13 protein-coding genes and 1 tRNA gene are annotated in these 15,432 nt (G+C 68.6%); 12 read left to right on the top strand and 2 right to left on the bottom strand.

What is annotated here, in order from left to right:
* Positions 1 to 15 precede the first annotated feature (15 nt).
* The 9 genes from ACZZZF_RS08410 to ACZZZF_RS08370 all read left to right on the top strand — a co-directional run bounded on the left by ACZZZF_RS08410 (position 16) and on the right by ACZZZF_RS08370 (position 9,316).
* Positions 16 to 1,791, top strand: a complete 1,776-nt coding sequence (locus ACZZZF_RS08410) for an ABC transporter ATP-binding protein (protein ID WP_187249932.1) — start codon at positions 16 to 18, stop codon at positions 1,789 to 1,791.
* Positions 1,792 to 1,819: 28 nt separating this feature from the next.
* A complete protein-coding gene (locus tag ACZZZF_RS08405; RefSeq protein WP_463497934.1) occupies positions 1,820 to 2,911 on the top strand; it encodes a Gfo/Idh/MocA family protein in 1,092 nt (363 codons plus the stop codon).
* Positions 2,908 to 3,834 carry a glycoside hydrolase family protein gene (locus ACZZZF_RS08400; protein ID WP_463497932.1) on the top strand — a complete coding sequence of 309 codons (927 nt, stop codon included), beginning with the start codon at positions 2,908 to 2,910 and terminating at the stop codon, positions 3,832 to 3,834. The genes ACZZZF_RS08405 and ACZZZF_RS08400 overlap by 4 nt, the downstream gene beginning before the upstream one ends.
* Before the next feature lie 163 nt (positions 3,835 to 3,997).
* Positions 3,998 to 5,293 carry an ABC transporter substrate-binding protein gene (locus tag ACZZZF_RS08395; RefSeq protein ID WP_053098762.1) on the top strand — a complete coding sequence of 432 codons (1,296 nt, stop codon included), beginning with the start codon at positions 3,998 to 4,000 and terminating at the stop codon, positions 5,291 to 5,293.
* Positions 5,294 to 5,360: 67 nt separating this feature from the next.
* The gene (locus ACZZZF_RS08390) at positions 5,361 to 6,362 is read left to right on the top strand and encodes a carbohydrate ABC transporter permease (RefSeq protein ID WP_053098763.1); all 1,002 of its coding nucleotides are present in this window, start codon (positions 5,361 to 5,363) and stop codon (positions 6,360 to 6,362) included.
* A complete protein-coding gene (locus ACZZZF_RS08385) occupies positions 6,359 to 7,300 on the top strand; it encodes a carbohydrate ABC transporter permease (RefSeq protein ID WP_053098764.1) in 942 nt (313 codons plus the stop codon). Before ACZZZF_RS08390 ends, ACZZZF_RS08385 begins: the two co-directional genes overlap by 4 nt.
* A 2-nt stretch (positions 7,301 to 7,302) precedes the next feature.
* Positions 7,303 to 7,980: a hypothetical protein gene (locus ACZZZF_RS08380; protein ID WP_053098765.1), complete on the top strand. Its 678-nt coding sequence runs from the start codon at positions 7,303 to 7,305 to the stop codon at positions 7,978 to 7,980.
* 42 nt (positions 7,981 to 8,022) lie between these two features.
* Complete coding sequence (locus ACZZZF_RS08375; protein ID WP_056276845.1) at positions 8,023 to 9,024, top strand: LacI family DNA-binding transcriptional regulator; 1,002 nt, start codon at positions 8,023 to 8,025, stop codon at positions 9,022 to 9,024.
* A 203-nt stretch (positions 9,025 to 9,227) separates the two neighbouring features.
* A tRNA-Ser gene (locus ACZZZF_RS08370) sits at positions 9,228 to 9,316 on the top strand.
* Between the two features lie 37 nt (positions 9,317 to 9,353).
* On the opposite strand, the gene ACZZZF_RS08365 is transcribed toward ACZZZF_RS08370, so the two are convergent.
* A complete protein-coding gene (locus ACZZZF_RS08365; RefSeq protein WP_463497930.1) occupies positions 9,354 to 11,978 on the bottom strand; it encodes an excinuclease ABC subunit UvrA in 2,625 nt (874 codons plus the stop codon).
* Positions 11,979 to 12,206: 228 nt separating this feature from the next.
* Between ACZZZF_RS08365 and ACZZZF_RS08360 the strand changes: the two genes are divergently transcribed.
* From ACZZZF_RS08360 to ACZZZF_RS08350, 3 genes are all read left to right on the top strand, one after another.
* Positions 12,207 to 13,247, top strand: coding sequence for an aldo/keto reductase (locus tag ACZZZF_RS08360; protein ID WP_400340239.1), 1,041 nt, complete (start codon positions 12,207 to 12,209; stop codon positions 13,245 to 13,247).
* Between the two features lie 99 nt (positions 13,248 to 13,346).
* Positions 13,347 to 14,003, top strand: a complete 657-nt coding sequence (locus ACZZZF_RS08355; RefSeq protein ID WP_363519646.1) for a GntR family transcriptional regulator — start codon at positions 13,347 to 13,349, stop codon at positions 14,001 to 14,003.
* Positions 14,004 to 14,041: 38 nt separating this feature from the next.
* Positions 14,042 to 15,016 carry an NAD-dependent epimerase/dehydratase family protein gene (locus ACZZZF_RS08350; protein ID WP_187249940.1) on the top strand — a complete coding sequence of 325 codons (975 nt, stop codon included), beginning with the start codon at positions 14,042 to 14,044 and terminating at the stop codon, positions 15,014 to 15,016.
* A 9-nt stretch (positions 15,017 to 15,025) separates the two neighbouring features.
* On the opposite strand, the gene ACZZZF_RS08345 is transcribed toward ACZZZF_RS08350, so the two are convergent.
* Positions 15,026 to 15,421, bottom strand: a complete 396-nt coding sequence (locus tag ACZZZF_RS08345; RefSeq protein ID WP_053098770.1) for a VOC family protein — start codon at positions 15,419 to 15,421, stop codon at positions 15,026 to 15,028.
* Between the last annotated feature and the right edge of the window lie 11 nt (positions 15,422 to 15,432).

Here is a 15,432-nt window from a genome sequence, read left to right as displayed (position 1 = left end):
CTCTACGATAGGACCATGGCACAGAAAGCGCTTTCCCATCCGGCCGCGCTCATCGACGGTGATCACCCCACCCGCTCCGTGCTGCGCCTCGTCGCCCGCCGTCCCTGGCGACTGACCTTCGCGATCACGGCCTTCGCGATCAAGGAGATCCCGCTCTGGTTCCTGCCGGTGATCACCGCCGCGATCATCGACGTCGTGGCGAGCGACGGCGATGTCACCGAGGTGCTGTGGTGGTTCGCGCTGGCCGCCGTGCTGCTGCTGCAGAACTACCCGAACCACATCATCTACACCCGCAACTTCATGACCGTGGTGCGAGACCTCGGTGCCGATCTCCGCAACGCCCTCACCGCGCGACTGCAGAGCCTCTCGATCGGGTACCACACGAGGATGAGCTCGTCGATCGTGCAGACGAAGGTGGTGCGCGACGTCGAGAACGTCGAGCTCATGCTGCAGCAGGTCACGCATCCGCTCCTGTCGTCGACCATGGTGATGCTCGGCGCACTCAGCATGACGGCGGTCACCGTGCCGCAGTTCCTTCCCGTGTATGCCCTCGCCGTGCCGATCGCGATCGGCATCCGCTACGGCATGCGCAACCGATCGCAGCGTCGCAACGAGGTCTTCCGGCGCGAGATCGAGACGCTGTCGGCCCGCGTCGGCGAGATGGCGTCGCTGATCCCGGTGACCCGCGCTCACGGGCTCGAGGAGACGGCGATCAACCGCGTCGCGGGCGGGGCGGATGGCGTGCGCCGCGCCGGACTCGACCTCGACCTGCTGAACGGCCGGGTGGCCTCGATCTCCTGGGTGGCGATGCAGCTGCTCGGCGTCGCCTGCCTCATGCTCGCCGCCGTGTGCGCGCTCACCGGCTTCCTCCCGATCACGCCGGGCGAGGTCGTGATGCTGTCGAGCTACTTCACGCTGCTGACCGGCGGGCTCACCCAGCTGCTCATGCTCATTCCCGTCGGCGCCCGCGGGCTCGAGTCGGTGCGCTCGATCGCCGAGGTGCTGCAGGAGCCCGACGTCGAGCAGAACTCCGGCAAGCGCGTCGTCTCGGCGGTCGCCGGCGAGATCGTGCTCGACTCTGCGACGCATCGCTACGCGGATGCCGACGACGACGCCCTGTTCGAGATCGATCTGCGGATCGCCCCCGGCGAGACGGTCGCCTTCGTGGGATCGTCGGGCTCGGGCAAGTCGACCCTCCTGAACCTCGTGCTCGGATTCGTCCGTCCGACGAGCGGCCGCATCGTGCTCGACGGCGCCGACATGCAGGAGCTCGACCTGCGCACAGTGCGCCGGTCGATCTCGGTCGTGCCGCAGGAGTCGGTGCTGTTCGAGGGATCGGTCTTCGACAACATCGCCTACGGCATGCCCGACGTCACGCCCGATCGCGTCGAACAGGCGCTGCGAGACGCCAACGCGTGGGAGTTCGTGAGCGAGCAGTCGCAGGGGTGGGACACGGTGGTCGGCGAGCGCGGAGCGCGCCTCTCGGGTGGTCAGCGCCAGCGTCTGGCGATCGCCCGCGCGCTCGTGCGCGATCCGCGGATCCTGCTGCTCGACGAGGCGACGAGCGCGCTCGACCCCGAGTCCGAGGGACTCGTCAAAGAGGCCCTCGAACGGCTCATGCGCGGTCGCACGACGCTCGTGGTCGCGCACCGGCTGTCGACGATCCGGCAGGCCGATCGCATCGTCGTGCTCGAGCACGGACGTATCGTCGAACAAGGCTCGCACGACGAGCTGCTCGCCGCCGACGGGCGATACGCCCGCCTGCACCTGGTGCAGAACGGCATCAGATGACCCCGGCTCAGCGTCCTGAGGAGGAACGATGACAACCGAGAAGACCCTTCGCGCGGCCCTGGTCGGCACCGGGGCGGTGGCGAACGCGCACGCCCGCGCGGTCGCCGCGTACCCGCGCGCCGAGCTCGTCGCCGTCGCCGACCTCAGCCGGGAGAAGGCGCAGGAGTTCGCCGGCCGATACGGCATCGATGCCGCCTACGGCGACCTCGACGAGATGCTCGCCGCCGAGCACCCCGACGTCGTGCTCATCTGCACGCCGCCCGGGCCGCACCGTTCGCAGTCGCTCGCAGCCTTCGCAGCCGGCGCGCATGTGATCGTCGAGAAGCCGCCGGCACCCTCGCTCGATGAGCTCGACGAGATGCGCGCGGCGGCTGAGGCCGCGGGCAGGCAGCTGGCGGTCGTCTTCCAGCAGCGCACCGGCACGGCCGCGGCGCACGTGCGCGGGCTGCTGCAGAGCGGAGCCCTCGGCCGCCCGCTCGTCGCCGTGTGCCAGACGCTCTGGTTCCGTGACGCCGACTACTTCGCGGTGCCGTGGCGCGGCAAGTGGGAGACGGAGGGCGGCGGAACGACCCTGGGCCACGGCATCCACCAGATCGACCTGCTCGCGCACCTGCTGGGCGACTGGTCGTCTGTGCAGGGCAGGCTCTGGCGGCTCGACCGCGAGACCGAGACCGAGGACGTCTCGACCGCGACCATCGTCTTCGGCCAGGGAGTGGTCGCGCAGCTCGTCACCAGTGCCGTGTCGCCGCGAGAGACGAGCTCTATCCGCATCGACACCCAGAAGGCCACGGTCACGGTCGACCACGTCTACGCCCACGGTCATGAGAACTGGCGGATCACCCCGGCGCCCGGCTTCGAGCCGGAGGCCGAGGGATGGGCGTTCCCGGATGCCGAGGAGCGCAGCGACCACGAGCCGCTGCTGCGCGACGTGTTCGACGCTCTGCTGGAGGGCGCACCCCTGCCTCCTACCGCTGATGCGCCCGCACGCTCGCTCGAGATCGTGGCGGCCATCTACGCCTCGGCCGCCGCAGACGGCACGGTGATCACCCCCGAGCTTCTGGGCTCGCACCCCACGCACCGGGCCGGCTTCGCGAGTCCGGTCACCGATCTCCGCAGATGAGAGAGCTCTACCGCGACCCCGTCTACGACGGCGCCACCGATCCGCGGGTCGTGGTCGACGCCGACGGGCTGTGGTGGATGTTCTACACCCAGCGTCGGGCGAGCCTCGCCGATGCGGGACCGGGGGTGTCGTGGGTGCACGGCAGCCGGATCGGGGTCGCGACATCGACCGACGGCCTGGACTGGCACTACGACGGAACGCTCGAGCCCACGGCATCCGATCTCGTCCTCGAGACCGGCCCGCCGCCCGCCGAGGTCGACCGCACCCACTGGGCCCCGGAGGTCTTCTGGGACGGTGCGCGCTGGCGGATGCATCTCACCGAGATCGACGGCATCCCCGACCGCTGGCCGGGGTTCGCTCGCGCCATCGTCGAGTACGCCTCCGACGACCTGAGGCACTGGTCGAGATGCGGCCCGCTCGTGCTGAGCAGCGATCGTGTGATCGATGCGGCCGTCGCGCGCACGCCCGACGGACTGTGGCGCCTCTGGTACAAGGATGAGGCGGCGGACTCGGTGACCATGGTCGCGTCATCGCCCGACCTCGCGGACTGGTCCCTCGACGGCGTCGCTGTCGGAGGGCGGCCGCACGAGGGGCCGACGGTGTTCGAGCTCGGCGGTCTCTGGTGGCTGATCGTGGACGAGTGGCGGGGGATGGGCGTCTATCGTTCCGACGACGGCACGCGCTGGACGCGTCAGGGTGATGCGGATGCCGTCATCCTCGCTGATCTGCCGACCGGAGGGCACGGCAGTCACGGCGCGCAGGTGCGCGTCGGCGACGACCTGTGGTTCTACTTCTTCGCCGCCGCGGAGGGGCCTCCGGCCCACTCTGCGACGGGCGAGCAGAGGCGATCCGCCGTCCGTCGCGTGGGGCTCGAGGTCGAGGGCGGGAAGCTGATCGTGAGAGGATCGAAGACCCCGCGGTAATCGATGTAATCCCCGCCGCGAATTGCCGGTTGCGAAACGTTTCAATCTGGATTAGCGTGCAGGTAAGCGTTTTCCCCGCACGATGGAGATCGCATCCCGCACCACATGGACACAGGCGTTCCGCGGCCCTGCCGAACGAGGACGTTCATCAGAGAGGACAACGATGTTCAGCAAGAAGCGTCTGGCGGCCGCAGCGGCCGTCGCCACCAGCGCAGCGCTGGTACTCGCCGGCTGCGCCGGCGGAGGCAGCCCCGAGGGCGAGCCCACGTACGACCCCGACGAGAAGGTCACCCTCGACCTGGCGTTCTGGGGCAACGACGTCCGCGCCGATCTCTACAACCAGGCGATCGAGGCGTTCAACGAGGAGTACCCGAACATCACGGTGAACGCGACGTTCCTCGGGTTCCCGGAGTTCTGGGAGAAGCGCCAGACCGAGGCCGCCGGCGGCGGACTCCCCGACGTCATGCAGTTCGACTACTCGTACCTGCGTCAGTACTCGGAGAACGGCCTGCTGCTCGACCTCGAGCCCTACCTCGGCTCGGTCATCGACACCGAGCCGCTCTCCGAGAACATCCTCGGCATCGGCGTCGTCGATGACACGACCTACGGCATCACCACCTCGACCAACGCGTGGGGCGTCTTCACCAACCCCCAGCTGCTCGAGACCGCAGGCGTCGAGGAGTTCCCCGGGGGCGACTGGGAGGACTACGACGAGTGGATGGGCGAGATCACCGATGCCGGCGCGGGTGAGTTCTGGGGCGGGTCCGACTGGACGGGGCGCATCCAGAACTTCGAGCTGCAGCTGCGCAGCGAGGGCAAGAACCTGTTCGACGAAGACGGCACGCCCGGCTTCGACGAAGACCGTCTGAAGGAGTTCTGGGAGGCCGGAGACGACATCCGTGACGGAGTCGTCGTTCCGCAGCAGGTCGTCGAGGAGCTCAACCCCCTCACCGCGTTCGACGCCGCGAAGAACGCCAGCGAGCTGACGTGGGACAACTTCGGTGCGGGCTACCTCGCCAACCTCGGCGAGAGCTACACCGAGCTCGGCCTCGTCGCCCCGCCGGTCACGAAGGAGGGCGCGAAGGATCTGTACCTGAAGCCCTCGATGCTGCACACGATCTCGGCCAAGACCGAGCACCCGGAGGCGGCGGCGACGCTCGTCAACTTCCTGGTCAACTCGCCCGAGTCCGGCGAGATCTTCGGCACCAACCGTGGCCTCCCCGCCTCCGAGACCGCTCTCGAGGCCGCAGAGCTCGATCCCATGAGCCAGCTCGTCAAGGACTACGAGGAGTCGATCGCCGACCGCCTCGGCGACGCTCCGCCCGTGCCGATCGTCGGCTACGGCACCCTCGAGGAGAAGTTCCGGGTGCTGGGCACCGAGCTGAACTTCGGCACCACGACGGTCGACGAGGCCGTGACGCAGTTCTTCTCCGAGATGGACGTCGTCCTCAACCAGTGATCCCGTCGGTGGGCCGGGTGGCATCCGCCCGGCCCACCGCATCCCATCCACTTCGGAAGGAGCTGTCATGAGCACGACGGCGACCAGGACGATCGTCACGGGCAAGAAGTCCGGGCGAGGGCGGGCGCTGCGCAGCGGCCGCCGCCCCGAGAACGAACTCGCGCGGCCGGGCCAGCGCGCACGTCTGCGGCGTGAGACGGCGACCGGCTATGCGTTCCTCACCCCGTGGCTCATCGGCTTCTTCGGTCTCACCGCCGTGCCGATGATCTACTCCCTGTACCTCTCCTTCACGAAGTACAACATCTTCCAGCCGCCCAAGTGGATCGGGCTGGACAACTACATCCGACTCTTCACGAGCGACCCGAACTTCATCCAGTCGGCGCAGATCACCCTCGTCTACGTCTTCATCGGCACTCCGATCACCCTCGCGGCCGCCCTCGGCGTCGCGATGCTCCTGAACTACCGCGACAAGGGCGCCGGCTTCTTCCGCTCCGCCTTCTACGCGCCGTCCCTCATCGGCGGCTCGGTCTCGGTCGCCATCGTGTGGCGGGCCATGTTCTCCTCCGACGGTCCGGTCGACAGCGGTCTGCAGATCTTCGGCGTGGATCTCGGCGGATGGATCGGCAACCCGAGCCTCGTGCTCCCGATGATGATCCTGCTCGCCGTCTGGCAGTTCGGAGCCACGATGGTGATCTTCCTCGCGGGTCTCAAGCAGATCCCCAAGGAGCTGTACGAGGCCGCGGAAATGGACGGCGCGAACGCCTACCGTCGGTTCCGCGCGGTGACGATCCCGATGCTCTCCCCGGTGATGTTCTTCAACCTGCTGCTCGGTCTCATCGGCGCGTTCCAGGTGTTCGCCTCGGCGTACATCATCTCGAACGGCACCGGCGGCCCCGCCGGCATGACGAACTTCATCACCGTGTACCTGTACAAGCGAGGGTTCTCCGACGGACAGATGGGCTACGCGGCCGCGATCGCGTGGGTCCTGCTCGTCGTCGTCGCGATCATCGCCTTCATCCTCTTCCGCACTCAGAGGTCGTGGGTGCACTACTCGGGAGACGACAAATGAGCACCTCCAATCAGGCGACCACGTCCGGCGCCGCATCCACTCCGGTCTTCGCCGCGCAGCAGACGACGCCCGTCGGTCCGCCCGCCCCGCGTCGCCGCATCAAGCGCAAGACCTGGCAGACCGTCATCTGGTTCATCGGTCTCCTCGTGCTCACCGCGGTGGTGCTCTACCCGCTGCTGTGGCTGTTCCTGTCGACGTTCAAGCCGAACTCCGAGTTCGGTCAGAACCCCGGTCTGCTGCCGCAGGCACCGACGCTCGACAACTACGGCAAGGTCATGGAGGGCATCGCCGGAGTGCCGATGTGGCGCTTCTTCCTGAACTCGCTGATCCTGGCGGTCTCGGCCGTCGTCGGCACGGTGCTCTCGTCGGCGCTCGCCGCCTACGCCTTCGCACGAGTGCAGTTCAAGGGACTCGGCGTGCTGTTCGCCGCGATGATCGGCACGCTGCTGCTGCCGTTCCACGTCGTGATCATCCCGCAGTACATCATCTTCAACCAGCTCGGATGGGTCGACACCTTCATCCCGCTGATCCTGCCGAAGTTCCTCGCCACCGAGGCGTTCTTCGTCTTCCTTCTCGTGCAGTTCATCCGCCAGATGCCCCGCGACATGGATGAAGCGGCGCGCATCGACGGAGCAGGCCACCTGCGGATCTTCTGGTCGATCATCCTGCCGCTCATCAAGCCCGCCCTGATCACCTGCGCGATCTTCTCGTTCATCTGGGCGTGGAACGACTTCCTCGGCCCGCTGCTCTACCTGACGAGCCCCGAGAACTACCCGCTGCCGATCGCGCTGCGCCTCTACAACGACCAGACCTCGTCGTCCGACTACGGCGCGACGGTCACGGCGTCGTTCGTGGCCCTCGTGCCGGTGCTGCTCTTCTTCGTGGTCTTCCAGCGCTTCCTCGTCGACGGAGTCGCCACGCAGGGACTGAAGGGCTAGTCATGTCGGTCATCAACGCAGAGCGTCGGGCGCACCGGGCGGCGAAGCGCGAGGCGCGGTCGGGCGCCGGCCCGACGGTCGCCGGTGTCGAGCCCGGGGTCAACCCCGGAGCGACCGCCAAGTTCGGTCTGTTCGGCGAGGTGCTCACGGTCGGACTGCTGATGACGATCATCGCCCTCGGCGTCGTCACGCTGCCGATCGCCCTGGCCGCCGGCATCCGTCACCTGCGTCGCTTCGTCGCCGCGGAGGATTCGCGCACGGCCCTGTTCTGGGACGACGTGCGCACCGGCATCCTGCCCTCGCTCCGCGTCGGGGTGCCGGCGGCGCTGATCGCCGCCGTGCTCACGGTCGACGTCGTGCTCGCAGGCTCGGGCGCACTGCCCGGTGGCGAGATCATCGCGGTCATCGGCTGGGCGGGGCTGCTCGCTCTCGCGGTCGCCGTGCTGCTTGCCGCCGGCGCCTGGTCGCCGTCGACCGGGTGGACCGCCGCGGTGCGCGCCGTGCCGGGGATGATCACAGCGGATGCCGCCGGAGCCGCGTACATCGCGGCCGCGGCCGTCTTCACCGGCGTCGTGACCTGGGCGCTCGCGCCCCTGTTCATCGCGGGCATCGGCTGCGCGGCGCTCGCCGTCGTCGCGGTTCCGGGGCGTCGCCGGCGCGGAGTTCACCCCGCGGAATGAGAAGGTAGTCGTGGCGCACGCGCGGACGGACGGAGGCAGGCCATGGCGGTAGGGGTGAAGGACGTGGCGGCTGCGGCCGGCGTCTCGGTCGGCACCGTCTCGAACGTGCTCAATCAGCCCGAGCGCGTGTCCGCCAAGACGGTCGAGCGCGTGCAGCGGGTGATCCAGGAACTCGGCTTCGTTCGCAACGACGCCGCCAGGCAGCTGCGCGCAGGTCGCAGCCGCAGCATCGGACTCGTGGTGCCCGACATCGGCAACCCGTTCTTCGCCGAGGTCGTGCGCGGCGCGGAGGACCGGGCAGCGGATGCCGGCATGACGGTGCTGCTCGGCAACAGCGACGAGCGAGACGAGCGCCAGGTCGCGCACCTCGAGCTCTTCCAGGAGCAGCGGGTCAACGGCGTGCTGCTCACACCCGCCACCGACGACCTCTCGGCCGTGCATCGATTCGCCGCGGGCGGCATGCCGGTGATCCTCGTCGACCGCGAGGTGGAGGAGGGGCTGCTGCCGTCGGTCTCGGTCGATGACGTCGAAGGCGGACGCCTGGCTGCCGATCATCTGCTGGCTTCGGGACGTCGCCGGCTGGCATTCGTCGGAGGACCGCAGTCAGTGCAGCAGGTCGCCGATCGTCTGCGCGGCGTGCAGGCGGCCGTCGCCGCTCACCCCGATGTCACTCTCGAGATCTTCGAGCAGTCCGCGCTCACGGTGCTCCAGGGCAGGGCTGCGGGCGAGGCCATCGCGGCGCGTGGGCCCGAATCGCGCCCGGATGCCGTCTTCGCCGCGAACGACCTGCTCGCCGTCGGGCTGCTGCAGGCGTTCAGCTTCGGCTCCGGCATCCGCGTGCCCCAGGACATCGCCATGGTCGGGTACGACGACATCGACTTCGCCTCGGCGACCGTCGTGCCGCTGAGCTCCGTGCGCCAGCCCGCCAGGCTGCTCGGCTGGACCGGGGTGGATCTGCTGCTGAAGGAGCTCGACGGCGTCGAGCACGACCGTCGCGTACGGTTCCAGCCCGAACTCGTGGTGCGCGAATCGAGCGCCGGCTGAGGGATCGTCTCGGGTCACGCGCCGTCACCCGTGCCGTGTGCATGACCGGAGCACGGATGCGGGAGCATCCGTCGGGTCTCGTCCTGCAGATGTGCTTTCGTCCTGCAGGCGGCCCGGCCGAGGACCCTGAGCCCCGATTCGTTCCAGCCACGGGAACCCGTTATGATTGCAAGGTGCATCCGCTCTTCACGGTTCGGATGCCTGGAGACGTCGCATAGTCCGGCCGAGTGCACCACCCTGCTAAGGTGGAGTCCCCTCACGGGGACCAGGGGTTCAAATCCCCTCGTCTCCGCAGAAAGAATCCCTGCCTCGGCAGGGATTTTCTGTTCTCAGGCGCTGACTCCGAGTTCCTGAGCCGCGATGGCATCCGCGAGGTACGACGCCGTGGTGCTTCCGCTCGCGGAGGCGACGGAACGCGGAGTTCCCTGCGCCACGACAGTGCCGCCGAGCTCTCCGGCTCCCGGTCCCATGTCGATCACCCAGTCGGCCTGTGCGACCACGCGCATGTCGTGCTCGACCATCACGACCGTGTTGCCGGCGTCGACGAGATGCTGAAGATGGACGAGCAGCCGATCGGTGTCCGACGGATGCAGTCCTGAGGTGGGCTCATCGAGCAGGTAGAGGGTGTCGCCGTGCTGGGCGCGCCGCAGTTCGGACGCCAGCTTCACGCGCTGCGCCTCGCCGCCGGAGAGCTCGGTCGCCGACTGGCCCAGCGGCAGATACCCGAGCCCCACGTCGAGGAGGGCATCGAGATGTCGCGCGACGTCGGCATCGTCCTCGAAGAGGACACGCGCGTCGTTCACGCTCAGGGCGAGGACGTCGGCGATGGTGTGCCCGTGGAGCTCGATCTCGAGGGTCTCCGGGTTGTAGCGCGTGCCGCCGCAGGTGCCGCAGGGGGCGTGGACGGTGGGGAGGAAGAGCAGCTCGACCTCGACCGTGCCCTCGCCCTTGCAGGTGGGGCATCGCCCGCTCGCCAGGTTGAACGAGAAGCGGCTCGCGGCGTAGCGCCTCCGACGTGCTTCCGGTGTCGCGGCGAACAGCGCGCGGACGCGGTCGAAGAGCCCGGTGTACGTCGCCACGTTCGATCGAGAGGTGCGGCCGATCGGCTTCTGACTGACCTGCACCACGCGTCGCACGCGGTCGGCGGGACCGGAGGCGCGACCCGTCGTGTGGGCGATCGGTGCGGAGAACAGCGGATCAGCTGCTGCGCTGCCCTGCTCTTCCCTCGTCGACGTGTCGGTCGACGAGCCGTCCACCTCGCTGGAGAGGCTGCTGTGCATCAGGTCGGGCAGGGCCTGGGTGACGAGAGACGACTTGCCCGACCCGGAGACGCCCGTGACGGCGGTGAGGCAGCCGAGGGGGATCGACACCGAGACGCTGCGGAGATTGTTCCGCGAGACGTCGACGAGCACGAGTTCGGCATCGGGCTCGCGAGGGGCCCGCGGCTGTGCCGTCGGCTGCTCGGCCCGCAGGTCGTCGGCGAACAGATATCGTCTCGTCTGGGAGCGCTCCGCGTCCCGCAGCCCATCGATCGGGCCGGAATAGACGATCTCACCGCCGGTGGATCCCGCTCCGGGGCCGATATCGACGATCCAGTCCGCATGCCGGATCACGTCGAGGGAGTGCTCGACGAAGAAGACCGTGTTTCCGGAGTCTCGCAACGAGCGGAGGATGCGCACGAGCGCTTCGCCGTCGGCGGGGTGGAGGCCGGCAGACGGCTCGTCGAGCACGAACATGACCCCGAACAGCTGCGACAGCACCTGGGTCGCGAGCCGCATACGCTGCAGCTCACCCGACGAGAGCGTCGGGGTCGAGCGATCCAGCGAGAGGTAGCCCAGACCGAGCTCGATGATGGGGGAGATCCGATCGCGCAGCTCGTCGACCAGCCGGTGCGCCGCGAGCTTCTTCTCGGGTGGGAGCGCTTCGCCACCGGCGCCGGGGGCATCCGTTCCGTTGCCGGAGGAGTCGAGTGCCGTCTCGAGGAGTGCCTCGAGGTCCGCGAGTGGCATCGCGGCCATCTCGGTGATGTCGAGACCGGCGAACGTCACGGCGAGCGCCTCGGGCTTCAGGCGGCGTCCGTCGCACATCGGGCAGCGGACGCTGACCATGAAGCTCGCCGCCTTCTCGCGCATCTTCGCGCTCTTCGAGTTGGCGAAGGTGTTGAGCACGTACTGCCTCACGCCGACGAACGTGCTCATGTACGAGGGCTCGATGCCGGCCGCGACGGCCTTGCGCACCTGCGCCGGGCCGCGGTCGGTGAACACCGGAACCTGAGGCGACTCCTCGGTGTAGAGCACCCACTGACGCTGCTTCTCAGGCAGATCGCGCCACGGGATGTCGATGTCGTAGCCGAGCGATATCAGGCTGTCGATGAGCTGCTTGCCGTGCCAGGCGCGCGGCCAGGCGTCGAGCGCACGGTCGCGGATCGACAGCGACTCGTCGGGGACCATGAGGTGCAGCGGCACGTCGTACACCTGCCCGATCCCGTGGCAGCGCGGGCACGCGCCCTGCACGGTGTTCGCGGAGAAGTCCTCCGCGAACAGCGGCTCCGCCCCACTGGGGTATGTGCCCACTCGCGAGAACAGCATGCGGATGACGTTGCCGATCGACGTGGCGCTGCCGACGGTCGATCGAGCGCTTCCCGCGGTGCGCTGCTGGGGGAGGGCCACCGCCGGAGGCAGCCCGCCGATGGCGTCGACGTCGGGGATGTCGACCTGGCTCATCAGGCGCCTCGCGTAGGGCGCCACCGACTCGAAGTACCGACGCTGCGCCTCGGCGTACAACGTGCCGAATGCGAGGGAGCTCTTGCCCGAGCCGGAGACGCCGGTGAAGGCCACGAGGGCGTCGCGGGGTATCGCGACGCTCACGTCGCGAAGATTGTGCACCCGTGCTCCGGTCACGACGATGGCGTTCGACGTGCCGGACAGCTTCGACGGTGGGGTCCCGCCCATCATGGACCTCTTCTCGTTTCCCGCGGGGAGCGGGGGTGAATGCGATGATCGCCGTCTCTCCGTCACGCTACCCCGACCGTCGGACTTCGTCGGTGTGGTTGACAGCGGTCGGTCGGGCCTGCGAGCGCGGACGCCCGTATGCCGGCGCAGCATGCATCGGAGTCCTGGTCCCGCTGTGCGAGAAAGCGCTATCCTGAAGCTCTTCCCGCCTCGGATCCAGGAGCGTCCCTCATGCCCATCGCCGCCGATGACCCCCGCCTGACGCATGCCTACGAGGCTGCGGCCACCCGCTACACCGACGTGCCGTTCCAGCGCGCAGGCGCCAGCGGGGTGAAGCTGCCGAAGGTGTCGCTCGGACTCTGGCAGAACTTCGGTCGTGACCGCACCTTCGACAGTCAGCGCGAGATCGTGCTGCACGCGTTCGACCGCGGTGTCGTGCACATCGACCTCGCGAACAACTACGGCCCGCCGTACGGGTCCGCCGAGTCGACGTTCGGCGCCGTTCTCGACAGCGGGCTCGCCCGCTACCGAGACGAGCTGTTCGTCACGACCAAGGCCGGCTACGACATGTGGCCGGGGCCGTTCGGCGACGGCGGATCGCGCAAGTACCTCATGCGCTCGCTCGAGCAGAGTCTGCAGCGCATGGACACCGACTACGTCGACGTGTTCTACTCGCACCGCCCCGACCCCGAGACCCCGCTGGAGGAGACGGTCACGGCGCTCGCCGACATCGTGCGCAGCGGCAAGGCGCTGTACGTGGGCATCTCGAACTACCCGGCCGAGCTGGCGCGTCGCGCGTATCAGCTGCTCGCGGATCAGGGCGTGAGGCTGCTGCTGCACCAGCCGCGGTACTCGCTGTTCGACCGCACTCCCGAGGCCGAGCTGTTCCCGGCGCTGCGCGAGCTGGAGATCGGCAGCGCCGTGTTCTCGCCGCTCGCGCAGGGCCTGCTCACCGGCAAGTACATCGACGGTGACGTCCCGGCCGACTCGCGTGCCGCGAACAGCCATTTCCTGAACGGGTCCGCGCTCACCGACAGCTACCTCGAGCGCATCCGCGGCATCGACCGCGTCGCGAAGGACGCGGGCCTCTCGATTCCCCAGCTCGCCGTCGCGTGGGTGCTGCGGGACTCCGTGGTGACCACCGCGATCATCGGAGCATCGCGCACGGGCCAGATCGACGACGCGGTGGCGGCCAGCCAGGTCGAGCTCTCCGACGACGTCGTCACCGCTCTCGAGGAGTTCGCTGCGGCGCCCGGCGCCAGCGTCGTCTGACTTTTTCCCTGGCGCTGCGTAATATTCCGGGCGGCAGCGAGTCTGTCTAGTGGGGGCCCCTGTCACAGGGGGCGTACACAACGGACCTGGGGAGCACCAATGACCATCGCCTACGCGGATCCACGGACGCACCACTGGACCCATCGCGGTGCCGTGCCGCTGCCCGAACTTGCCTTCCAGCACATCCTCGGGGCGATCCTGCGGGGGGACTATCGGTCGGGCGACACGCTCAACACGATGCGCTTCGCCCGAGAGCTCGACATGTCGCTCAACCCGATCCGCGAAGCGATCATCCGGCTGCGTGACATCGGACTGGTCGAGGTCACTCCCGCGCGCTACACCAAGGTCGCGGACCTCACCGCACGCGAGTCGCGTGCCGCCATCAGCTACGCCGGCGTGCTCGCGGGGACGGCGCTCCGCACGGCGCTGCCCACGGCCGCGGAAGGCGTCCGCTCCGATCTCGCGGCGTATGCCGAGGAGATCGGTCGCGCGCAGGCCGCAGCCGACCGCGACGCCGCGGCCATCGCGTTCCTCACCGCCGTCGACGATCTCGTGCGGCATCCGCGACAGGCGATGCACCTGGTCGAGGCCACGATCCTCGCTCAATGCGCGCTGCAGTTCTCCGAGACTGTACCCGGAGACGACGCGACACCCGGGCTGGTCGCTGCGGCCGAAGCCGTCGCCCACGCGATCCGTGCGGAAGATCCGGATGCCGTCGAAGGGGCCGTCCGCGCGCTCTTCGAGCACCTCGCCTAGGCGGCCTCCTCGCCTGACCCGTCGCTAGAGTCGGATGCATGACTGCGACGACGGTGTTGTTCATCGGTGGAACCGGAATCATCTCCTCGGCGGCGAGTGCGCTCGCGGCGTCCCGGGGGATGGAGGTCACTCTGCTGAATCGCGGACAGTCGCAGCGCGAGCCCGCTGACGGCGTCGAGGTGCTGACGGCGGATGTGTCGGATGCGGCAGCGGTCGACGCCGCCCTCGCCGGTCGTGAGTTCGATGTCGTCGCCGACATGATCGCCTTCACGCCGGATCAGGTGCAGCGGGACATCGAGCGCTTCGAGGGCCGGACGGGACAGTACGTCTTCATCAGTTCGGCATCCGCCTACCAGAAGCCGGTCTCTCGTCTTCCGATCACCGAGTCCACACCGCTGCGCAATCCGTACTGGCAGTACTCGCGCGACAAGATCGCCTGCGAGGACCTGCTGACCGCCGCGTACCGGGATCGCGGATTCCCGGTCACGGTGCTGCGGCCTTCGCACACCTACGACAAGTGGACGATCCCGGCGTTCGGAGGGTGGACGGCGATCGACCGCATCCGCCGGGGTGAGGAGATCATCGTCCACGGCGACGGCACGTCGCTGTGGACGCTCACGCACTCGAGCGACTTCGCGGTGGGCTTCGCGGGGCTGCTCGGCAACCCGCTCGCCTACGGCGACACCTTCCAGATCACGAGCGACTTCGTCTACACCTGGAACGAGATCTACGCGATCCTCGGTCGCGCGGCGGGAGCAGAGCCGAAGATCCGGTACGCCACGAGTGCGGCGATCGAGGATGCCGCACCCGACCGCGCCGGGCAGCTCACGGGTGACATGGCGCACTCCGTCGTCTTCGACAACACCAAGGTCCGCCGCCTCGTGCCGGACTTCGCCCCGCTCGTGCCACTGCACACGGCGGCGCGCGAGATCATCGACTGGCACGACGCGCATCCCGAGCTGCAGCGAGTCGACCCGGCCGTGAACGAGCTCTTCGACTCGCTCCTCGCCTGAGAGCGGCGCTCAGCCGGCGGCGAGCACGGCGAGGACGTTGCCGGCGGGGTCCGTGAACCAGGCGATGTCGGGCCCTCGATCGGGACCGCCTCGCAGGATGCCCTTCTCATCGGTGGCGAACTCCGAGTCGTCGTAGATCTTGGTCACGACGCCCCGCTCGTTGAGCTCGTCGACGGCTGCTTCGACGTCGTCCACCGGGAAGTTCAGGATCGTGAAGCTCGCGGGCTCATGGTTCGGCTTGCCGTAGACGAGGATCGATCCGCCGTCGGGCAGGCTGATGTCGAGGAATCCCATGGCATTGGTGGTGACGTCCATGCCGAGGGTGTCGCCGTAGAAGGAGCGGGCGGCGTCGATGTCGTCGACGCTGAACCCGCTGAACGCGTGTGTGGTCTGAAAGGCGGTCATGCCCTCAGCAT

The sequence above is a fragment of the Microbacterium sp. AC215 genome, from assembly GCF_979258645.1.
The sequence above is the reverse complement of the archived record's forward strand: the minus strand, read 5'-3'. Positions and strand labels throughout refer to the sequence as shown.